26 protein-coding genes are annotated in these 20,136 nt (G+C 62.2%); 10 read left to right on the forward strand and 16 right to left on the reverse strand.

Features of this window, described 5'->3' with window-relative positions; genetic code table 11:
• Positions 1 to 118 precede the first annotated feature (118 nt).
• Positions 119 to 313 carry a hypothetical protein gene (locus tag CAF80_RS28870; protein WP_039767922.1) on the reverse strand — a complete coding sequence of 65 codons (195 nt, stop codon included), beginning with the start codon at positions 311 to 313 and terminating at the stop codon, positions 119 to 121.
• Here CAF80_RS28870 and ftsY point away from each other — a divergent pair.
• From ftsY to rpoH, 4 genes are all read left to right on the forward strand, one after another.
• A complete protein-coding gene (gene ftsY, locus CAF80_RS12090) occupies positions 312 to 1,835 on the forward strand; it encodes a signal recognition particle-docking protein FtsY (protein ID WP_085667384.1) in 1,524 nt (507 codons plus the stop codon). The genes CAF80_RS28870 and ftsY overlap by 2 nt on opposite strands.
• Complete coding sequence (gene ftsE, locus CAF80_RS12095; RefSeq protein WP_007953396.1) at positions 1,832 to 2,503, forward strand: cell division ATP-binding protein FtsE; 672 nt, start codon at positions 1,832 to 1,834, stop codon at positions 2,501 to 2,503. The genes ftsY and ftsE overlap by 4 nt, the downstream gene beginning before the upstream one ends.
• Complete coding sequence (gene ftsX, locus CAF80_RS12100) at positions 2,500 to 3,525, forward strand: permease-like cell division protein FtsX (protein WP_007953395.1); 1,026 nt, start codon at positions 2,500 to 2,502, stop codon at positions 3,523 to 3,525. Before ftsE ends, ftsX begins: the two co-directional genes overlap by 4 nt.
• Before the next feature lie 115 nt (positions 3,526 to 3,640).
• Positions 3,641 to 4,495 (forward strand): RNA polymerase sigma factor RpoH, encoded by an 855-nt coding sequence (gene rpoH / locus CAF80_RS12105; RefSeq protein WP_007953393.1) that lies wholly within the window; start codon positions 3,641 to 3,643, stop codon positions 4,493 to 4,495.
• A gap of 71 nt (positions 4,496 to 4,566) precedes the next feature.
• On the opposite strand, the gene mtgA is transcribed toward rpoH, so the two are convergent.
• A complete protein-coding gene (gene mtgA, locus CAF80_RS12110; RefSeq protein WP_085611980.1) occupies positions 4,567 to 5,289 on the reverse strand; it encodes a monofunctional biosynthetic peptidoglycan transglycosylase in 723 nt (240 codons plus the stop codon).
• A gap of 74 nt (positions 5,290 to 5,363) precedes the next feature.
• On the opposite strand from mtgA, the gene CAF80_RS12115 reads away from it, so the two are divergent.
• The 4 genes from CAF80_RS12115 (at position 5,364) to trmB (ending at position 7,607) form a co-directional block, all read left to right on the forward strand.
• Complete coding sequence (locus CAF80_RS12115; RefSeq protein ID WP_039767925.1) at positions 5,364 to 5,744, forward strand: DUF423 domain-containing protein; 381 nt, start codon at positions 5,364 to 5,366, stop codon at positions 5,742 to 5,744.
• 72 nt (positions 5,745 to 5,816) lie between these two features.
• Positions 5,817 to 6,017, forward strand: a complete 201-nt coding sequence (gene thiS, locus CAF80_RS12120; protein WP_007953386.1) for a sulfur carrier protein ThiS — start codon at positions 5,817 to 5,819, stop codon at positions 6,015 to 6,017.
• Between the two features lie 60 nt (positions 6,018 to 6,077).
• Positions 6,078 to 6,872, forward strand: coding sequence for a thiazole synthase (locus tag CAF80_RS12125; protein WP_007953385.1), 795 nt, complete (start codon positions 6,078 to 6,080; stop codon positions 6,870 to 6,872).
• Positions 6,873 to 6,881: 9 nt separating this feature from the next.
• Complete coding sequence (gene trmB / locus CAF80_RS12130) at positions 6,882 to 7,607, forward strand: tRNA (guanosine(46)-N7)-methyltransferase TrmB (RefSeq protein WP_039767926.1); 726 nt, start codon at positions 6,882 to 6,884, stop codon at positions 7,605 to 7,607.
• Between the two features lie 144 nt (positions 7,608 to 7,751).
• On the opposite strand, the gene CAF80_RS12140 is transcribed toward trmB, so the two are convergent.
• The 10 genes from CAF80_RS12140 to CAF80_RS12185 form a co-directional block, all read right to left on the reverse strand.
• Positions 7,752 to 8,075: a DUF3392 domain-containing protein gene (locus tag CAF80_RS12140; protein WP_074690154.1), complete on the reverse strand. Its 324-nt coding sequence runs from the start codon at positions 8,073 to 8,075 to the stop codon at positions 7,752 to 7,754.
• Between the two features lie 41 nt (positions 8,076 to 8,116).
• Positions 8,117 to 9,322: a radical SAM family heme chaperone HemW gene (hemW, locus tag CAF80_RS12145; protein WP_074690156.1), complete on the reverse strand. Its 1,206-nt coding sequence runs from the start codon at positions 9,320 to 9,322 to the stop codon at positions 8,117 to 8,119.
• Positions 9,319 to 9,915 carry an RdgB/HAM1 family non-canonical purine NTP pyrophosphatase gene (gene rdgB, locus CAF80_RS12150; RefSeq protein ID WP_011336379.1) on the reverse strand — a complete coding sequence of 199 codons (597 nt, stop codon included), beginning with the start codon at positions 9,913 to 9,915 and terminating at the stop codon, positions 9,319 to 9,321. Before rdgB ends, hemW begins: the two co-directional genes overlap by 4 nt.
• Positions 9,912 to 10,346, reverse strand: a complete 435-nt coding sequence (locus tag CAF80_RS12155) for a DUF4426 domain-containing protein (protein WP_011336378.1) — start codon at positions 10,344 to 10,346, stop codon at positions 9,912 to 9,914. The genes rdgB and CAF80_RS12155 overlap by 4 nt, the downstream gene beginning before the upstream one ends.
• A gap of 26 nt (positions 10,347 to 10,372) precedes the next feature.
• On the reverse strand, positions 10,373 to 10,993 hold the full coding sequence (gene metW, locus CAF80_RS12160) for a methionine biosynthesis protein MetW (protein WP_011336377.1): 621 nt from the start codon (positions 10,991 to 10,993) through the stop codon (positions 10,373 to 10,375).
• A 7-nt stretch (positions 10,994 to 11,000) separates the two neighbouring features.
• Complete coding sequence (locus CAF80_RS12165; protein WP_074690158.1) at positions 11,001 to 12,140, reverse strand: homoserine O-acetyltransferase; 1,140 nt, start codon at positions 12,138 to 12,140, stop codon at positions 11,001 to 11,003.
• Between the two features lie 204 nt (positions 12,141 to 12,344).
• A complete protein-coding gene (locus CAF80_RS12170) occupies positions 12,345 to 12,632 on the reverse strand; it encodes a DUF167 domain-containing protein (RefSeq protein WP_039767931.1) in 288 nt (95 codons plus the stop codon).
• Positions 12,629 to 13,219, reverse strand: a complete 591-nt coding sequence (locus CAF80_RS12175; protein WP_011336374.1) for a YggT family protein — start codon at positions 13,217 to 13,219, stop codon at positions 12,629 to 12,631. Before CAF80_RS12175 ends, CAF80_RS12170 begins: the two co-directional genes overlap by 4 nt.
• Positions 13,220 to 13,229: 10 nt before the next feature.
• On the reverse strand, positions 13,230 to 14,048 hold the full coding sequence (proC, locus tag CAF80_RS12180) for a pyrroline-5-carboxylate reductase (protein WP_085667385.1): 819 nt from the start codon (positions 14,046 to 14,048) through the stop codon (positions 13,230 to 13,232).
• 23 nt (positions 14,049 to 14,071) lie between these two features.
• The gene (locus CAF80_RS12185; protein WP_085667386.1) at positions 14,072 to 14,758 is read right to left on the reverse strand and encodes a YggS family pyridoxal phosphate-dependent enzyme; all 687 of its coding nucleotides are present in this window, start codon (positions 14,756 to 14,758) and stop codon (positions 14,072 to 14,074) included.
• A gap of 56 nt (positions 14,759 to 14,814) precedes the next feature.
• Here CAF80_RS12185 and CAF80_RS12190 point away from each other — a divergent pair, with 56 nt between their 5' ends.
• Positions 14,815 to 15,849, forward strand: a complete 1,035-nt coding sequence (locus CAF80_RS12190; protein ID WP_039767934.1) for a type IV pilus twitching motility protein PilT — start codon at positions 14,815 to 14,817, stop codon at positions 15,847 to 15,849.
• A 125-nt stretch (positions 15,850 to 15,974) separates the two neighbouring features.
• On the opposite strand, the gene CAF80_RS12195 is transcribed toward CAF80_RS12190, so the two are convergent.
• A complete protein-coding gene (locus CAF80_RS12195) occupies positions 15,975 to 16,592 on the reverse strand; it encodes a C40 family peptidase (RefSeq protein WP_039767935.1) in 618 nt (205 codons plus the stop codon).
• Between the two features lie 249 nt (positions 16,593 to 16,841).
• Between CAF80_RS12195 and CAF80_RS12200 the strand changes: the two genes are divergently transcribed.
• Positions 16,842 to 17,276, forward strand: a complete 435-nt coding sequence (locus CAF80_RS12200; protein ID WP_007953343.1) for a TM2 domain-containing protein — start codon at positions 16,842 to 16,844, stop codon at positions 17,274 to 17,276.
• 36 nt (positions 17,277 to 17,312) lie between these two features.
• On the opposite strand, the gene CAF80_RS12205 is transcribed toward CAF80_RS12200, so the two are convergent.
• The 3 genes from CAF80_RS12205 to pyrR are packed head-to-tail and all read right to left on the reverse strand — an operon-like array spanning position 17,313 to position 20,116.
• Complete coding sequence (locus CAF80_RS12205) at positions 17,313 to 18,584, reverse strand: dihydroorotase (RefSeq protein ID WP_039767936.1); 1,272 nt, start codon at positions 18,582 to 18,584, stop codon at positions 17,313 to 17,315.
• Complete coding sequence (locus CAF80_RS12210; RefSeq protein WP_007913665.1) at positions 18,581 to 19,585, reverse strand: aspartate carbamoyltransferase catalytic subunit; 1,005 nt, start codon at positions 19,583 to 19,585, stop codon at positions 18,581 to 18,583. Before CAF80_RS12210 ends, CAF80_RS12205 begins: the two co-directional genes overlap by 4 nt.
• Positions 19,586 to 19,612: 27 nt before the next feature.
• Positions 19,613 to 20,116 carry a bifunctional pyr operon transcriptional regulator/uracil phosphoribosyltransferase PyrR gene (gene pyrR / locus CAF80_RS12215; protein ID WP_039767937.1) on the reverse strand — a complete coding sequence of 168 codons (504 nt, stop codon included), beginning with the start codon at positions 20,114 to 20,116 and terminating at the stop codon, positions 19,613 to 19,615.
• Between the last annotated feature and the right edge of the window lie 20 nt (positions 20,117 to 20,136).

Here is a 20,136-nt window from a genome sequence, read left to right on the forward strand (position 1 = left end):
CTTAGCGTCGGCGGGCGAGAGGGTGCTAGGATACTGATCCGTTTTACCGGCGACCACGCCTATCCGGTTTTGAAACCTGATCAGGTTGTATGGGTTTGCGGCAGAAGGCTTTGGTTTATCAGCTAAACTTCGCTTTTTCGCCGATTTTGCCGGCCAGTCCTTTATTAAAACGATTCTTTTGAGGTGCCGTTGGTGCCTCGACAAAATGTTGCGCGTGAACAAGCTGGGTGAAACACAGTCTGTTCTGCATCGAATATTTATTTGCCGGGGCGCCCCTGTGGCGCGTCGCTACCGTGAGATAGCCGTCCTCCATGTTTGGTTCCAACGACGACAAGAAGACCCCAGCTGCGGCTGGCGAGAAGAAAAGCCTGTTCGGATGGCTGCGCAAGAAACCGCAGGAACCCGTCGTCGAACAGCCGACTGCCATTCCTGAGCCAGCCCCTGCGCCCGCTCCCGCAATAGAAGAAGCGCCGGCGCCGGTTGTGCTGCCGATCGCCGAGCCGGTGCTGCAACCGGTGGTCGAGGCCGAGCCTGAAGCGCCGGCTGCCGCCGAATTGCCGCTGTCCCCGGCCAGCGAGCCGTGGCTGAGCTTACCGGTGGCGGAAGAGCCGGTGGCGCTGGTTGAAGAGGCTGCGCCGCACGTTACACCGCCGATTCCTGCACCGGTTGCGTTCGCCCCCGAACCTGTTCAGGCGCCGGTGGTGGAAGCTGCTCCGGTCATTCCAGAACCTGTGGTTGCTGCCCCGGTTGCTCCGGTTGCTCCGATTGTTGAAGCGCCCGAGCCTGCACCTGCACCTGCACCTGCACCTGCACCTGCACCTGCACCGGTCGCCGTAGCGCCAGTCGCTCCTGTGGAAATCCAGGCTGAAACCCCGGTAGAAGCCCCGCGCACCGAAGAAACCAAGGCCGGCTTCTTCGCCCGTCTCAAGCAGGGCCTGTCCAAGACCAGTGCCAGCATCGGCGAGGGCATGGCCAGCCTGTTCCTCGGCAAGAAAGCCATCGATGACGATCTGCTCGACGATCTCGAAACCCGCCTGCTGACGGCCGACGTCGGCGTCGAGGCGACTTCGGTGATCATCCAGCGCCTGACCCAGAAGGTCGCGCGTAAAGAGCTGGCCGATTCCGACGCCCTGTACAAATCCCTGCAGGCCGAGTTGGCCGCAATGCTCAAACCGGTCGAGCAGCCGCTGAAGATCGCTTCCCAGAACAAGCCATTCGTGATTCTGGTGGTTGGCGTCAACGGCGCCGGCAAGACCACCACCATCGGCAAACTGGCGAAGAAACTGCAACTGGAAGGCAAGAAAGTCATGCTCGCTGCCGGTGACACCTTCCGTGCCGCGGCTGTCGAGCAGTTGCAGGTCTGGGGCGAGCGCAACAAGATTCCGGTGATCGCCCAGCACACGGGCGCGGACTCGGCTTCGGTGATCTTCGACGCCGTGCAGGCCGCCAAGGCCCGTGGCATTGATGTGCTGATCGCCGACACCGCCGGTCGTCTGCACACCAAAGACAACCTGATGGAAGAACTGAAAAAGGTTCGCCGGGTGATCGGCAAGCTCGACGCCGACGCGCCGCACGAAGTGCTGCTGGTGCTCGACGCCGGCACCGGCCAGAACGCCATCAACCAGGCCAAGCAATTCAACCAGACCGTCGAACTGACCGGCCTGGCGCTGACCAAGCTCGACGGCACCGCCAAGGGCGGGGTGATTTTCGCCCTGGCCAAGCAGTTCGGCCTGCCGATCCGCTATATCGGCGTCGGTGAAGGCATCGACGATCTGCGTACCTTTGAAGCCGAACCCTTTGTCCAGGCACTGTTTGCCGAGCGGGAGCGTTCATGATTCGTTTCGAACAGGTCGGTAAGCGCTACCCGAACGGTCACGTCGGCTTGCATGAGCTGAGCTTTCGAGTCCGTCGCGGCGAGTTCCTGTTTGTCACCGGCCACTCCGGTGCCGGTAAATCCACGTTGTTGCGCCTGCTGCTGGCGATGGAACGTCCGACCAGTGGCAAGCTGCTGTTGGCCGGGCAAGACCTGAGCACCATCAGCAATGCACAGATTCCGTTCCTGCGTCGGCAGATCGGCGTGGTGTTCCAGAACCATCAACTGCTGTTCGATCGCACGGTGTTCAACAACGTCGCGCTGCCGTTGCAGATTCTCGGGCTGTCCAAGGTCGAAATCGCCAAACGTGTCGATTCGGCGCTGGAGCGCGTGGCGCTGTCGGACAAGGCCGAGCTGTATCCGGGCGACCTGTCGACCGGTCAGCAACAGCGCGTCGGCATTGCCCGCGCCATCGTTCACCGTCCGGCCCTGCTGCTGGCGGACGAACCGACCGGTAACCTCGACCCGCGTCTGGCGGCCGAGATCATGGGCGTGTTCGAAGACATCAACCGTCTGGGCACCAGCGTGCTGATCGCCAGTCACGACCTGGCGCTGATCGCGCGCATGCGCCATCGCATGCTGACCCTGCAACGCGGCCGATTGATCGGCGACGGGGAGGCCGGCGTATGAGTGCGACACGTAGTCCGAAGGTTTCCGAGCGTGTGGCCCCGAAGGCCGCCGATCCGCAACCGCCAAAGAAGAAAAAGCACGACGATGACGACGGCCCGGACTTCGCCACGCTGTTCCGTGCCTGGATCGAAAGCCATCGCGCCAGCTGGATCGACAGCCTGCGCCGTCTCGGCAAGCAGCCGATCGGCAGCTTCTTCACCTGCATGGTGATGGCGGTTGCGCTGAGTCTGCCGATGGGTCTTTCGCTGTTGCTGAGCAATGTCGAGCGCCTGGGCGGTTCGTGGCAGCGTGCGGCGCAGATTTCGCTGTACCTGGAGCTTGAGGCGAGCCCGGCTCAGGGCGAAGCATTGCGCGACCAGATCAAAGGTATGCCGGGCGTAGCTGATGCTGAATATGTCGGCCGCGACCAGGCGCTGGAAGAGTTCCAGCAGCAGTCGGGACTGGGCGAAGCCCTGCGCGAACTGCCGGAAAACCCGCTGCCGGGTGTGGTGCTGGTGACGCCGAACGAGGTCGACAAGTCGACCCTGGAAGCATTAAGACAAAAACTTTCCGAGCTGCCCAAGGTACAACAGGCGCAACTTGATCTAGTCTGGGTCGAGCGTCTGGCCGCCATCCTCAAGCTCGGCGACCGTTTCGTGTTCGGTCTGACGGTGTTGCTGGTTTCCGCATTACTTTTGGTGATAGGCAATACCATTCGTCTTCATATTGAAAACCGCCGCACCGAGATAGAAGTGATTAAACTCGTCGGCGGCACCGACAGCTATGTGCGTCGTCCTTTCCTTTATATGGGCGCGTTGTATGGCTTCGGTGCGGGGCTGCTGTCCTGGGGTGTATTGGCGTTCGGCCTGAACTGGCTGAACGATGCGGTGGTCGGGCTGGCCGGCTTGTACGGCAGCGATTTCGCACTGGCCGGCGTGCCAGTTGCCGACGGTCTGTCGCTCTTGCTTGGCGCGGTGCTGTTGGGTTATATCGGTGCATGGATTGCAGTCGCACGTCATCTCAGGGAGCTGGCGCCGAAGTAGAATCTTTTTTGCGCGTGATTGACCTTTCAGTGGTTAAGGAAACTTTCATTTGAGTTTCCGGTCAATTTTTCGCAATGCTGAATAGCATGAGTATGTAAGTCGGAGGTTTTTCCGTATGTCCAATTCTTTGCAACCTGCGTATGCATTGGTTCCAGGCGCAAACCTGGAAGCCTACGTGCACACCGTCAACAGCATTCCATTGCTGACGCCGGAGCAGGAGCGTGAACTGGCCGAGAGTCTCTACTATGAGCAGGATCTGGGGGCGGCTCGGCAGATGGTGCTCGCCCACCTGCGGTTTGTCGTACACATCGCCCGTAGCTATTCCGGCTACGGTCTGGCTCAGGCTGACCTGATCCAGGAAGGTAACGTCGGCCTGATGAAGGCCGTGAAGCGTTTCAACCCGGAAATGGGCGTGCGTCTGGTGTCCTTCGCGGTGCACTGGATCAAGGCCGAGATTCACGAGTTCATCCTGCGCAACTGGCGGATCGTGAAAGTCGCGACCACCAAGGCCCAGCGCAAGCTGTTCTTCAACCTGCGCAGCCAGAAGAAACGTCTGGCCTGGCTGAACAACGAGGAAGTCCACCGTGTGGCGGAAAGCCTCGGCGTCGAACCGCGTGAAGTGCGTGAGATGGAAAGTCGCCTGACCGGCCATGACATGGCCTTCGACCCGGCTGCGGAAGCAGACGACGACAGCGCTTTCCAGTCGCCGGCCAATTATCTGGAAGACCACCGGTACGACCCGGCGCGTCAACTGGAAGATGCCGACTGGAGCGACAACTCCAATCACAACCTGCACGAAGCGCTGGAAGTGCTGGACGAACGCAGCCGCGACATCCTCTACCAGCGCTGGCTGGCAGAAGAGAAAGCCACGCTGCACGACCTGGCGCAGAAGTACAACGTGTCGGCCGAGCGGATCCGTCAGCTCGAGAAGAGCGCGATGAACAAGCTCAAGTTGTCGATTGCCGCATAACCGGTAGTCCGGCAATAAAAAAACGCCCCGATCAGTGATGATCGGGGCGTTTTTGTTTGCCTGTCAGAACGTCATTGGGCCCAGGGCGCGCGGCGCGAATCATTCAGTGTCAGCAGGTAGCTGTCGCCACCCAACTGGCTCATTTGCTGGCGAATCCAGCCGGCTCGGCGCGACACGTAAGCGGTCGGATGACTGGCGCTCCAGACCCGGGGATTCGGCAGCACAGCCGCCAGATAACTCGCCTGCTGCCGGGACAGCGACCTGGCGCCTACGCCAAAGTGATGCCTTGCCGCCGCTTCGGCGCCAAACACGCCGTCATCCCACTCGACGCTGTTCAGGTACACCTCAAGAATCCGTTGCTTGGGCCAGAACACTTCGATCAGCGCGGTAAACCACGCCTCCAGGCCCTTGCGCAGATAACTGCGGCCGGACCACAAAAACAGGTTCTTCGACACTTGCTGGCTCAAGGTGCTGGCACCACGGATCGAACCGCCGAGTTCGTTGTGGGCCAGTGCTGCCTTGATCGCACTCAGGTCAAAACCCCAATGCTCGGGGAATTTCTGGTCTTCGCCGGCAATCACCGCGACCTTCAGGTCATCGGAGATCTCGTCCCACGGCTTCCAGGTGCGTTGCAGATCGATCGGCTCGCCGTCGACCCAGGACTCTATCTTGCGCTCGACCATCAGCGCCGTGAACGGTGGCGGCACGAAGCGAAACACCAACACCAGCAATACGCTGCCGCCCGCGAACCAGAGCAGGGCCTTCGTGAAACGACGGAGAAATAAACGCAGCATAGAGATGGCTTGGCCGAACCGGTTGAGCGGGCCATTATACAGACCCTGCCGATCGAGTCTGACTGGAGTTCTACATGCTGCGTAGCTTTCTGATGCTGGCTGCCTTCTTTGGTTTCACCGGTGTCGGCCTCGGCGCGTTCGCCGCCCATGGCTTGAAAAATCGCCTGACACCCGAATACCTGGCGATCTTCCACACCGGCGTTACCTATCAACTGGTGCATGCGCTGGCGCTGTTTGGCGTGGCACTGCTGGCCACGCAGCTACAGGGGCGGCTGGTCGCCTGGGCCGGCATCTCGTTCAGCGTCGGCATCCTGCTGTTTTCCGGCAGCCTGTACCTGCTGACCACCCTCGGCATCGGCAAGCTCGGCATCATCACCCCGTTCGGCGGCCTGGCATTCCTGATCGGCTGGCTGTGCCTCGGACTCGCCGCCTGGCGCCTGCACCCAACCGCTTGACGCTTGGTGCTGACCTTTAGGTCATGATCGGGCTAGAATGCCACCCCCTAAAAAGTGATGGCGGCGTTGCGCATGCGCATTCAGTTGAACGGTGAATCCTTTGAACTGCCCGACGGTGAAACCGTTGCGGCCCTGCTGACCCGTCTGGATCTGACCGGACGCCGCGTCGCGGTCGAACTCAATCTGGATATCGTCCCGCGCAGCCAGCATGCCGACACCACTTTGAACGACGGCGACAACGTCGAAGTCGTGCACGCGATCGGCGGCGGCTAGTCGCCAGGCCTGCATGGGCCGAGAATTCTGCAAGACCCTCACCCCAACAGAGGATTCCCCATGAGCATCGTTCGTAGCGACAAGCCTTTCGTTCTGGCCGGTCGTACTTACCAGTCGCGTTTGCTGGTCGGTACCGGCAAGTACCGTGACATGGAAGAAACCCGCCTGGCCATCGAAGCCTCGGGTGCCGAGATCGTCACCTTCGCCGTGCGCCGCACCAACCTGGGCCAGATCGAAGGCGAGCCGAACCTGCTCGAAGTGCTGTCGCCGGATCGCTACACCTTCCTGCCGAACACCGCCGGTTGCTACGACGCGGTCGAGGCCGTGCGCACCTGCCGCCTGGCCCGTGAACTGCTCGATGGCCACAACCTGGTGAAGCTGGAAGTGCTGGCCGACCAGAAAACCCTGTTTCCCAACGTGATCGAAACCCTCAAGGCCGCCGAAGTGCTGGTCAAGGAAGGCTTCGACGTGATGGTTTACACCAGCGACGACCCGATCATCGCCCGGCAACTGGCGGAAATCGGCTGCATCGCGGTGATGCCGCTGGCCGGTCTGATCGGTTCGGGCCTGGGGATCTGCAACCCGTACAACCTGCAGATCATCCTCGAAGAAGCCAAGATCCCGGTGCTGGTGGATGCCGGTGTCGGCACCGCTTCCGACGCCACCATCTCCATGGAGCTGGGCTGTGACGCGGTGCTGATGAACTCGGCCATCGCCCACGCCCAGCAGCCGATCATGATGGCCGAAGCCATGAAACACGCGATCGTCGCGGGCCGTCTGGCCTATCTCGCCGGCCGCATGCCGAAAAAACTCTATGCCAGCGCCTCTTCGCCGCTGGATGGTCTGATCAAGTAAGAGCTATTGATGACTGAATCGAACGACACGCCAATCCAGACGGAAGAAGGCGACGAGCGCCAACACCGCCGCATCAAGAGTTTTGTGATGCGCGCCGGGCGCATGACCGAAGGCCAGCAGCGCGGCCTGGATCAGGGCGCGCCGAAGTTCGTCCTGCCGCTGGCCGATGCGCCGGTGGATTACGACCAGGTGTTCGGCCGTTCCGCGCCGCGTTCGCTGGAGATCGGTTTCGGCATGGGCCACTCGCTGCTGGAAATGGCCGCCGCTGCGCCGGAACAGGATTTCATCGGTGTCGAGGTTCACCGTCCGGGTGTCGGCGCGCTGCTCAACGGCGTGCTGACTCAGGGCCTGACCAACCTGCGGGTCTACGATTGCGACGCGATCGAAGTGCTCAACCGCTGCATCGCCGACAACAGCCTCGATCGCCTGATGTTGTTCTTCCCGGATCCGTGGCACAAGAGCCGCCACCACAAGCGCCGCATCGTTCAGGCGTCCTTCGCTGAACTGGTGCGCAGCAAGCTGAAAGTCGGCGGCATTCTGCACATGGCCACCGACTGGGAGCCGTACGCCGAATACATGCTGGAAGTGATGAACGTCGCCCCGGGCTATCGCAACCTCGCCGAAGACGGCAAGTGCGTGCCACGCCCGGCCGAACGCCCGATCACCAAGTTCGAACGCCGCGGCGAACGTCTTGGGCATGGTGTGTGGGATCTGAAGTTCGAAAAGCAGTCGTAAGTACTGCGCAGTGATCGTTCCCACGTCGAGGCGTCGAACCGTCTGCGTGGGAATGCCTCGATGGACGCTCCGCGTCCGCTTCAGGGACGCAGAGCGTCCCGGGCTGCATTCCCACGCGGAGCGTGGGAACGAGCACGTTGGAGATCAGCGGCGGTCAGCGACCACGCCAATCAACACCAGTACCACCAACAACACCGGCGCCAGGCTGTAGTTGTTGAACTGGCTCAAGCCCTTCACCACCCAGGGTGTGGCGTAGATCAGCGCCGCGCCGCTGCCGATCAGACACAGCAGGGCCATCAGCGGCACGCGCAGGGCGCCGGCGATGCTGCCGAGGCGTTGTTCGACCCAGCCCTTGAAGTCGGCGCCGAAAAGCACCAGCAGACAGCCCACCAGGGCCAGAGCGATTTCCGAGAGGTTGCTGCGGCTCCAGCGGGACACGGTGGCGAGCAGGTCGAGAATCAAATCCATGTTTTTTCCTTAGGGCTGCCGTTGGGCGTTGGGCGTTGGGCTCAGCTCAGAAATTTCTGCAGCAAGTCGTTGAGGAACAGTTGTCCGCGCTCGGTGGCCGCCAGACGTGACGGTTCGACCTGCAACAGACCGCTTTGTTCGGCCTCGCGCCGGTGTTCGTCGAGGCTCTCCAGCGGCAGACCGGTGCGCTCCGGGTACAGGCGTGATTCGACGCCGGCGGTCAGGCGCAGGGCGTTCATCAGGAATTCGAACGGCATCTCGTCGTTGGTCAGGGCTTTCTCGCCGGCCTGGAAGCTTTTGGCCGGATTGAGGTAGTCCTTCGGCAAACGGGTCTTCCAGGTGCGCACGATGCGCCCGTCCGGATGGCTGAGCTTGCCGTGAGCGCCGGCGCCGATGCCGATGAAGTCGCCGAAGCTCCAGTAATTCAGGTTATGCCGCGCCGGGCGACCCGGTTGGGCATAGGCCGAAACTTCGTACTGCGCGTAACCGTGCTCGGCCAGTAGCGCCTGTCCGGCTTCTTGAATGTCCCACAGCGTGTCGTCTTCCGGCAGCACTGGCGGCTGGTTCCAGAACACGGTGTTCGGCTCCAGTGTCAGCTGATACCAGGAAATGTGCGTCGGCTTCAGGGCGATGGCCTGGCGCAGGTCGCTCAGAGCATCGTCCAGCGACTGGTCCGGCAAACCGTGCATCAAGTCGAGGTTGAAGTTATCGAACCCGGCCTGGCGCGCCATGCCGGCGGCGCGTACCGCTTCGTCGCCGTTGTGGATACGGCCGAGGGCCTTGAGCTTTTCCTGCTGGAAGCTCTGGATGCCGATCGACAGGCGATTGATCCCCAGTTTGCGGTAGGCGACGAACTTCTCTTGCTCGAAGGTCCCGGGGTTGGCTTCCAGGGTGATTTCGATGTCGTCGGCAAATGGAATGCGCTGTTTCACACCTTCCAGCAAGCGGCCAAGCGCTTCGGCGCTGAACAGGCTCGGCGTGCCGCCGCCAAAGAAGATCGAACCCAACTCGCGGCCATACACCGCGTGCAGATCCTGATCGAGGTCGGCGAGCATCGCGTCGACGTATTCCTGCTCCGGCAGCACCGGGCTGGCGGTGTGGGAGTTGAAGTCGCAATAGGGGCATTTGCGCACACACCACGGGATGTGGATGTACAGCGCCAGGGGCGGCAGCGTCGGCAACGGCGCCCGAGGCGAGGAGGCGGCGCCGCCGATAATGAGCGACGACGCGGAGGAACTATCGGTCATTTCAAGCCCAGACGCTGGCGCAGCAGATCCATTGCACGGGCGCGGTGGCTGATCTGGTTCTTGTCGCTCGGGCTCAGCTCGGCGCTGGACACGTTACGCTCCGGCACCCAGAACAGCGGGTCGTAGCCGAAACCGTGCTCGCCACTGGCGGCGGTCAGAATGCGCCCGTGCCACAGACCTTCGCAGAGGATCGGCAGTGGATCGTCGGCGTGACGCACCAGCGCCAGCACGCAGACGAACTGCGCGCCGCGCTCGGCTTCAGGCACGTCCTTCAAGGCGTCGAGCAGTTTGGCGTTGTTCGCCGCATCGCCCTTGCCGTCGGCGTAGCGCGCCGAGTAGATGCCCGGCGCACCGCCGAGGAAATCCACCGCCAGGCCCGAATCGTCGGCCAGCGCCGGCAGCCCGGAAATGCGCGCAGCATTGCGGGCCTTGAGGATCGCGTTCTCGACGAACGACAGACCGGTTTCTTCCGGCTCCACGCTGCTGAATTCGCCGATCGAGCGCAGTTGCACCGAGTCGCCGAGCATGGCCTGGAGTTCCTTGAGTTTGCCGGCGTTATGGCTGGCCAGTACGAGTTGCTTGAGATTGATCATTGGCCAGGGAAAAGCTCTTGGTTGAAATTGAGGGTGTTGATCTTGTCGCCGGTCTGCACCTTGATTTCAAAGGTGCGGGTTTCCTGCTGCTCCACCGGGTACTGGGCGATGTAGTAGATCGCGCCCTGTTCGGTGATCTGGCGGAAAGTCAGCGGCACGCTCTGGCTGGTCAGGTCCTTGACGGTGCCGGTGACCTGGGCGATCAGCGGCTTGCCGTCCTTGATCACCGAGACATTGATCACACCCTGGTTCTTGCTGCGGATCAGCTCGGCAGCCTTGGCGATGTCCGGCGTCAGGAAGGTCGAGTTGAAGGTGTTGTAATGCACGGTGACATCACCGAACACTTCCTTGCGTTCGCCCTTGATGGCATCGGCGGCCACGGCCGACAGGCTCAGGCAGGCGGCCAATAGCGCGGTAATCAAGCGTCCCATGTTCGTTCTCCTCGCAATGTCGTGGTTCAGACCGCGATTCTGTGATCCGCAAGCCCCGGGCTGCTGACGCGGTAGATACCGATCTCACCTAACAGATTAGGCCATAGCTTACTGGCCCACCCGTGGCGGTGCTGTTGATCCACGGCAAGCCGATCAATGACCTTCGCCTCACGTTCGCGACAAAGTTCTTCAAAGTCTTCGAAGGTGCAGAAGTGGATGTTCGGCGTGTTGTACCAGGTGTACGGCAGGAATTCCGACACCGGCATCCGGCCCTTGCTCGCCAGGTACCAGCGGCAGCGCCAGTGACCGAAGTTGGGGAAGGTGATGATGCACTGGCGACCGACCCGCAGCATTTCGTCGAGGATCTTGTCCGGGTAATGCACGGCTTGCAGGGCCTGGGTCATCACCACGATGTCGAAGCTGTTGCTGGCGAAGTTGCCCAGGCCCTTGTCCAGGTCCTGCTCGATGACGTTGATGCCCTTGGCCACGCACTCGGCGATGTTGTCCGGGTCGTTTTCCAGGCCATAGCCGGTGACCTGCTTGTGGTCGCGCAGCCAGGTCAGCAACTCGCCGTCACCGCAACCGAGGTCGAGCACGCGGCTGCCGGCGGGGATCCATTCCTGGATGATTTCCAGATCAGCTCTCATGGCTTTCTCACAACGTAATGCGGTTCATGTAATTGCCGAACGCCTGCAAATAACGCGGGATCGGAATCAGGAAGGCGTCGTGGCCTTGCGGCGCGTCGATTTCCAGGTAGCTGACGTCCTTGCGCGCGGCCATTAGCGCATCCACCAGTTCCCGCGAGCGGGCCGGGGAGAAGCGCCAGTCGGTGGTGAACGACATCACGCAGAACCTGGCTTTTGCACCTTCGAAGGTTTTCGCCAGGTTATCGTTGAAGTTCGCTGCCGGATCGAAGTAGTCCAGCGCCTTGGTCATCAACAGATAGGTGTTGGCATCGAAGCGCCCGGAGAACTCTTCGCCCTGATAGCGCAGGTAGCTTTCGACCTGGAACTCGACGCTGTGGAAGTCGTAGTTGAGCTTTTCGCTCTTCAGGCCACGGCCGAATTTCTCGCCCATGGAGTCGTCGGACAGGTAGGTGATGTGCCCGACCATCCGCGCCAGCATCAGGCCGCGCTTGGGGATCACGCCGTGTTCCTGGAACGAGCCGCCGTGGAATTCCGGGTCGGTGAGGATCGCCTGGCGCGCCACTTCGTTGAAGGCGATGTTCTGCGCCGACAGCTTGGGGGCCGAGGCGATGGCCAGGCAGTGGCGCACGCGATCCGGATACGTGATGGTCCATTGCAGCGCCTGCATGCCGCCGAGGCTGCCACCGATCACCGCGGCCCACTGGCTGATGCCGAGCAGGTCAGCCAGACGTGCCTGGCTGTGCACCCAGTCTTCCACGGTCAGTACCGGGAAGTCGGCGCCGAACGGCTTGCCGGTTTCCGGATTGAGGCTGCTCGGGCCGGTGGAGCCGTTGCAACCGCCGAGGTTGTTCAGGCTGACCACGAAGAACTTGTTGGTGTCGATCGGCTTGCCGGGGCCGATGCAGCTGTCCCACCAACCGGGCTTGCGGTCGTCGACGCTGTGGTAACCCGCAGCGTGGTGGTGGCCGGACAGGGCGTGGCAGATCAGCACGGCGTTGCTCGCTTGCGCGTTCAGCGTGCCGTAGGTTTCGTAGATCAGGTCATAATCGGCCAGCGAACGGCCGCAGGCCAGGGCCAGCGGTTCGCTGAAGTGCGCCGTTTGCGGCGTCACCAGACCAACAGAATCGGGGGGAAAGGCAGCTGGCATCGACCCTGCTCTCGTTGAAATGAGGCGTAAGTCTAAAGACCGGTGGGGTTAGCGGCAAGCAACGATCAGGCCTGATTTGCGCTCGTTCCCACGCTCCGCGTGGGAACGCCTCATTGGACGCTCCGCGTCCGCTTCGGCGGGGGACGCGGAGCGTCCCGGGATGCATTCCCACGCGGACGGTTCGACGCCTCGACGTGGGAACGATCAGCTGACTAGTCCGGGCAGATCCGGCAACTTCTTCGGCGAGCAGATCTTCACCCGCTTCTGCCGGTTCAACTCACCGCTGAGCAAACTGACCTGGCTCTTGGAAACCCCAAAAGCCTTGGCCAGAAATCCCATCAGATAAGCATTGGCCTTGCCCTCGACCGGCGGCGCCGTCAGGCGGATCTTCAGGCGATCGCCGTGCAGCCCGCAGAAGTCATCGCTGCGGGCGGCCGGTTGCAGGTGACACTCCAGAATCAGGTCGTCACCGTCCCAGCGAAACCAGCTCACATCAGCAGGCGCAGGATTTCCGGCATCATCGTCATCGCCGCGAGGTTGTTGATCACCAGCATGTCGATCAGCTTCAGCACGAGGAAGGCGAAGATCGGCGACAGGTCCAGACCGCCGAGGTTCGGCAGGATGCGGCGGAACGGCGCAAGGGCCGGCTCACAGATCTGGTTCACCAGCTCGGCGCCCGGATTGTGGCTGCCCGGTGCGACCCAGGACAGGATGATGCTGATGATCATGGCCCAGAAGAAAATCTTCAGGAACAGCGCCGTTACGCCGATCAGCGACCAGATCAGCAGTTGCAGCGGGTTGCCGGTGGTGCCGTAGGTCAGCAGCAGGGTCAGCGCCATCAGCGCCAGTTGCACGAGGATCGCCAGCACCAGCGACGACATGTCGAGGCCGAACAGGCTCGGGATGATCCGGCGCAGTGGCTTGAGCAGCGGCTGGGTGGCCTTGACCACGAACTGGCACAGCGGGTTGTAGAAGTTCGCCCGCACCAGTTGCAGGACGAAGCGCAGCAGCACGATCAGCAGGTACAGGCTGCCGAGGGTTTGCAGCACGTAGACCGCTGCGGTATTCAATCCAATCATGTAAGGCTCCTTATTTGCCCAGTTGTTCGGCCATTTCGGCCGAGCGGTGCGCGGCGGCGCCGAGTGCTTTTTCCACCAGGGCTTCGAAGCCGCTGGCCTGGAACGATTTGATCGCAGCTTCCGTGGTGCCGGCCGGCGAGGTCACGCGGCGGCGCAGTTCGGCCGCGTCGACGTCGCTGGACACCGCCATGTGCGCGGCGCCCAGCGCGGTCTGCAAGGTCAGTTGCTCGGCGGTTTCCTTCGGCAGGCCGAGTTTGACGCCGGCGGCGGTCATGGCTTCGATCAGCAGGAAGAAGTACGCCGGGCCGGAACCGGAAACGGCGGTGACCGCGTCCAGTTGCTGCTCTTCGTTCAGCCACAGGGCGATGCCCACGGCGGACAGCAGTTCTTCAGCCTGTTGGCGTTGTTCGGTGCTCACTGCGCCGGTGGCGTACAGGCCGCTCACGCCCTGACGCAGCAGTGCCGGGGTGTTCGGCATGCAGCGCACGATCGGCTGCTCACCCAGCCATGCAGTCATGCTGGCGCAGGTGATGCCAGCGGCAATGGAGACCACCAGTTGATTCGGTTTCAGGCTCGGGCGAATCGCTTCGCACACAAGCTTCATGGCTTGTGGCTTGACCGCCAGCACGACAACGTCAGCGCCGTCGATGGCCTGGGCGTTGTCGGCGAAGGTTTCGATGCCGTGTTCGGCGCTGACTTTGGCGCGGGTTTCTTCGCCCGGATCGCTGGCGCGAATCCGTGCAGCTTCCAGACCCTTGGCCCGCAGGCCGCCGATCAGGCTGGCGGCCATGTTGCCGGCACCGATAAAGGCAATACGTGTGTTGCTCATGTCAGGTCCTTATCTGGAAATGCTCAAGATTGGGAATAGTCGCGGGCGCCGAACAGGGCCGTACCGATACGGACCCAGGTCGCGCCCTGGGCAATGGCCGACTCGAGGTCGTGGCTCATGCCCATGGAAAGTGTGTCGAGCGGCAGATCGAGGCTGGCCTGCAACTTCTGAACGGCAGCGAATGCAGCGTCTTGCTCGGCGCGATCTTCGGTCGGCTCGGGAATTGCCATCAACCCGCGCAGCTTCAGGCGCGGCAGGGCGCTGATGGCCTGGGCCAGGGCCGGCAGGTCTTGCGGCGTGCAGCCGGACTTGCTGGCTTCACCGCTGACGTTGACCTGAATGCAGATGTTCAGTGGCGGCAGATCCGCCGGGCGTTGTTCGGACAGGCGTTGGGCGATTTTCAAGCGATCCACGGAGTGCACCCAGGCGAAATGCTCGGCAATCGAGCGGGTCTTGTTCGACTGAATGGGGCCGATGAAGTGCCAGATCAAGGGCAGGTCGGCCAGTTCGAGCTGCTTGCCCAAGGCCTCTTGCAGGTAGTTCTCGCCAAAGTCGCGCAGGCCGGCGGCGTACGCTTCGCGCAGGGCTTGTGCCGGTTTGGTCTTGCTCACGGCCAGTAGCTGGACGCTGTTTTCATCGCGTCCGGCGGCAGCGGTGGCGGCATGAATACGCGAACTAACCTGGAGAATGTTGTCTGCTATCGTGGACATCAAGAGGCGCCAGCGGTCTGAAGGTTCGCGGCATTCTACTGGAATTGAGGGACGCTATGGATATCACTGAACTGCTGGCCTTCAGCGCCAAACAGGGCGCTTCCGACCTGCACCTGTCGGCCGGTCTGCCGCCGATGATCCGCGTGGATGGCGATGTGCGGCGGATCAATCTGCCGGCGCTGGACCACAAGCAGGTGCACGAGCTGATCTACGACATCATGAACGACACCCAGCGGGTGGACTTCGAGAAACATCTGGAAACCGACTTTTCCTTCGAAGTCCCCGGCGTGGCGCGCTTCCGGGTCAACGCCTTCAACCAGAACCGGGGCGCCGGGGCGGTTTTCCGGACCATCCCGTCAAAAGTGCTGACCATGGAAGACCTGGCCATGGGCGACGTCTTTCGCAAGATCACCGATGCGCCGCGCGGGCTGGTGCTGGTGACCGGACCGACCGGCTCCGGCAAGTCCACGACATTGGCGGCGATGATCGATTACCTCAACACCCATCGTCATCACCATATCCTGACCATTGAAGATCCGATCGAATTTGTCCACGAATCGCGTAAATGCCTGATCAATCAGCGCGAAGTCCATCGTGATACCCGCAGTTTCGCCACCGCATTGCGCTCAGCGCTGCGCGAAGACCCGGATGTGATCCTAGTGGGCGAGATGCGCGATCTGGAAACCATCCGCCTGGCGCTCACCGCGGCCGAGACCGGGCACCTGGTGTTCGGCACCTTGCACACCACGTCGGCAGCCAAGACCATCGACCGGGTGGTGGATGTGTTCCCCGGGGACGAAAAATCCATGGTGCGCTCGATGCTGTCGGAGTCGTTGCTGGCGGTAGTCTCGCAGACGCTGATCAAGAAGATCGGCGGCGGTCGGGTGGCGGCGCACGAGATCATGCTGGGCACGTCGGCGATCCGTAACCTGATCCGCGAGGACAAGGTGGCGCAGATGTATTCGGCGATACAGACCGGTGGCTCGCTGGGAATGCAGACACTCGACATGTGCCTGAAGGATCTGGTGACCAAAGGCTTGATCAGCCGCGAACATGCGCGGGAGAAAGCGCGCACGCCAGATAACTTCTAGGCAAAAAAAATCGCAGCCCGTGGGCTGCGATTTTTCGTTCTGATCGTTCCCACGCTCTGCGTGGGAATGCAGCCCGGGACGCTCCGCGTCCCAAAGCGGACGCAGAGCGTGCGGACAAGCTAGCTTCAGCGCTGAACGACGCGCATTTGCCCCTGTTCCTTCGGCAATACGCGCTTGGCCACCACGTAATGCTTTTCCCAGTACGGCTTGTTCAGTGTGTCGATGCTCACCGCTTTGCCGCGCCGTGGTGCATGGATGAAACGGTCGTTGCCCAGGTAGATGGCGACGTGATTGACCCGACGGCTCTTGATGTTGAAGAAAATCAGGTCGCCCGGCTTCAGGTCCTTGCGTTCGACTTTCTCGCCGTGACCGCTGGCCATGGCGTTCGAGGTGCGTGGCAGGTCGAACGTGGCGTCGTTGAACGCGTATTTCACCAGACCGCTGCAGTCGAAGCCTTTACTCGGGCTGCTGCCGCCCCAACGGTAAGGCGTACCGAGGACGTTTACCGCGCGACTGAGGACATTGCTGCTTTCCTTGGTCGCCATCGGTGGCACCAGCTTGCTGCGGCCGGTGCTGCTCAGCGTGGTGTGTTTGACCTGTTTGCCTTTGTTCGAAGGAGCAGAGGCATGGGATTTAGGGGTGAAACCGTTAACGTTGGGAAGACGTTGCTCACGATTGGTGGCGTGGGCGGCCAGTGGCATTAATAGGCAAATAGTTAGCCATGTCTTGAAAAATGGACGCATTAGGCAGGGCTCTTGATGTGTTAGCGCGCAACTTTATAACAGCTTTTTTGTCACTTCCGAGGCCGTTGGTCGATTCAATCCGATGCCAACGGAACCAAATAAGCGGCAAAAAGACGCAATTGTCGGACAGAAGTCCGGTGCTATAAGGCTTTGACGGGACACACGGTAGCATTTGCCATACGTCGGCTACCTGTAAAAAAGTCACAAAGAATTAAAGAATATTTATCTATCGCGTGTATCGAGGTCTTAATGAACGGCTATCAGCTGCCCCGTGTGAAGGAAAAAGACACCCACAGCAAGGTGATCGGTTACCTGTTGTGGATTTTCGGTTTCACAGGCTCCCACCGCTTCTATTACGGCAAGCCGGTGACCGGCACGATCTGGTTTTTCACTTTCGGGTTGCTGGGGATCGGCTGGCTGATCGACGTGTTCCTGATCCCGGCGATGGATCGCGAAGCCGACCTGCGTTTCGCCGCGGGTCCTATCGAGTACAACGTGGCGTGGATTCTGCTGACCTTCCTCGGCGCGCTCGGCGTGCACCGGATGTATCAGGGCAAGTGGATCAGCGGGGTGGTGTACCTGCTGACCGGCGGGTTGTTCTTTCTTGGGGTGCTGTATGACTTCTGGACGCTGAACGATCAGGTGTCGGTGCGTAATGCCGAAGGGCGGGGCGCATTTCAGTAAGTGATGGCGAGGGAGCTGGCTCCCTCGCCATTTTTTTTACGCCTGGTGACTGATCCGGCCATCCACCAAGGTGTAACGCACCACACCCGGCAGGCTATGGCCGAGGAACGGGCAGTTCTCGCCTTTCGACAGCCAGGTTTCGCCGGCAACGGTCGAGGCCTTCGGATCGAACAGCACGATATCCGCCGCACCCCCCACCGCCAGTTTGCCCGCCGGCAGGCGCAGGGCCTCGGCCGGGCCGGCGCTCAGGCGGGCCAGCAGGGTCGGCAAGTCCAGCAGACCATCCTCGACCAGGGTCATCGCCAGCGGCAGCAACAGCTCGACGCTGCTGATGCCCGGTTCGGTCGCGCCGAACGGTGCCAGTTTGGCATCGCGTTCATGGGGCTGGTGATGGCTGGAAATCGCCGAAACCACGCCGGACTTCACCGCTTCACGCAGACCATCGCGGTCGGCGCGGGTGCGCAGCGGCGGTTGCACGTGATACAGGCTGCTGAAGTCGATCAGCGCTTCGTCCGTCAGGATCAGCTGATACAGGGCGACATCCGCCGTGACTTTCAGACCACGGGCCTGGGCCTGAGCGATCAGGGCCACGCCGCGAGCGCTGGTCAGTTGGCTGAAGTGCGCACGCACGCCGGTTTGCTCGACCAGCAACAGATCACGGGCCAGGGCCACGGTTTCAGCGGTTTCCGGGATGCCTGGCAGGCCGAGGAAGCTGGCGGTGGCGCCTTCGTGGGCCAGGCCGCCGTCGGCGAGGTCGTGATCCTGCGAGTTGAAGATCACCGTCAGGTCGAAGGTCGCCGCGTAATCCAGCGCCCGGCACAGGGTGCGGGTGTTGCGGAAGCTTTCGAGGCCGTTGCCGAACGCTACGCAACCGGCGTCACGCAGGGCAACCAGTTCTGCGAGCTGTTCGCCATCCAGACCTTTGCTCAGCGCGCCGATCGGGAACACCTTGGTGTTGCCGGCCTCGCGGGCGCGGTCGAGGATCAGTTCGGCCACGGCGGAGGTGTCGAGTACCGGTTTGGTTTTCGGCGGGCAGCACAGGCTGGTTACGCCACCGGCCGCCGCAGCGCGGGTTTCGCTGGCGATGGTGCCTTTGCGACTGTAGCCCGGCTCGCGCAGGGCGACGTTGAGGTCGACCAGCCCCGGAGCGGCCACCAGGCCTTGGGCGTCGATGGTTTCGACGGCGGTGAAACCGGCCGGTGCCGCGCCGAGGGCGACGATCTTGCAGGCTTCAACATGAATATCGGTGATTTGATCCAGGCCGCTGCTTGGATCGATGACGCGGGCGCCGAGAATGCTGAGCTTCACTGGGCGTTCTCCTGCTCGAATTGACGTTGCGCCGTTTGCCCGCTCATGGCCATGGACAGCACGGCCATACGGATTGCGATGCCGTAGGTGACTTGATTGAGGATCACCGAGTGCGGGCCGTCGGCCACCGCCGACTCGATCTCCACGCCACGGTTGATCGGTCCCGGGTGCATGACGATGCAATCGGGCTTGGCGCCGGCCAGGCGCGCGGTGGTCAGGCCGAAGAGGCGGTAGAACTCGCCTTCGCTCGGTAGCAGGCCGCCGGTCATGCGCTCACGCTGCAGACGCAGCATGATCACCACGTCGACGTCTTTCAGGCCTTCGGTCATGTCGGTGTAGACCTTCACGCCGTACTGCTCGATGCCGATCGGCAGCAGGGTTTTCGGCGCGATCACGCGGATGTCCGGGCAACCGAGGGTCTTCAGGGCGAGCATGTTCGAGCGCGCCACCCGCGAGTGCAGGATGTCGCCGACGATGGCCACCGAGAGGTTCTCGAAGCCGCCCTTGTGGCGGCGGATGGTCAGCATGTCGAGCATGCCCTGGGTCGGGTGGGCGTGCCGGCCGTCGCCGCCGTTGATGATCGCCACTTGCGGGCAGACATGTTCGGCGATGAAGTGCGCAGCGCCGGAGTCACCGTGGCGCACGACGAACATGTCGGCGGCCATGGCCTCAAGGTTGCGCAGGGTATCGAGCAGGGTTTCGCCCTTGCTGGCCGACGAGGTCGACACGTTCAGGGTGATCACGTCCGCCGACAGCCGCTGGGCCGCGAGTTCGAAGGTGGTGCGGGTGCGGGTCGAGTTTTCGAAGAACACGTTGCACACGGTCTTGCCGCGCAGCAACGGGACCTTCTTCACGGCCCGGGCACCGACTTCGAGGAACGAGTCGGCGGTGTCGAGGATTTCCGTCAGCAACTCGCGGCGCAGGCCGTCGAGCGAGAGGAAGTGGCGCAGCTGGCCCTGATCATTGAGCTGCAGCGGGCGCTTGGTATCTAGAGGCGTCATCGCGAGGGGGACTCTCAATAGGGCGGATTAAAGGGCAAGGTCTTGCAGTTCGAGGGCCAGCTCCGGCCCGGACAGCTTGACCCGCTCGTGGGCGGCCAGCGACAGCGTCGCGCCGACCACGTTGGGGCGGATCGGCAATTCGCCGGCGTCCAGGTCCAGCAGGCAGACCAGCGTCACGCTGGCCGGGCGGCCGTAGTCGAACAGTTCGTTCATGGCGGCGCGGATGGTCCGGCCGCTCATCAGTACGTCGTCGATCAGCACCAGATGCTGGCCTTCGATTTCGAAGGGCAGGGCGGACGGACGCACTTGCGGGTGCAGGCCGTTCTGGCTGAAGTCGTCGCGGTAGAAGGAAACATCCAGCGTGCCCAATGGCGCATCGCTGCCCAGCTCTTTGAGCAGGGCCTGGGCGACCCAGACGCCGCCGGTGCGGATGCCGATGTAACGCGGTTCGCTGATATCACGCTGGGCAAGGTGCGCCTTGAGGCGGGTCGCCATCTGGCTGATCAGATCGGCGGGATTGGGCAGGCTCATGGTTGCTCCTTCTCGGGGTC

It is taken from the genome of Pseudomonas sp. B34(2017) (assembly GCF_002112915.1).
Taxonomy (GTDB): Bacteria; Pseudomonadota; Gammaproteobacteria; order Pseudomonadales; family Pseudomonadaceae; genus Aquipseudomonas; species Aquipseudomonas pharyngis.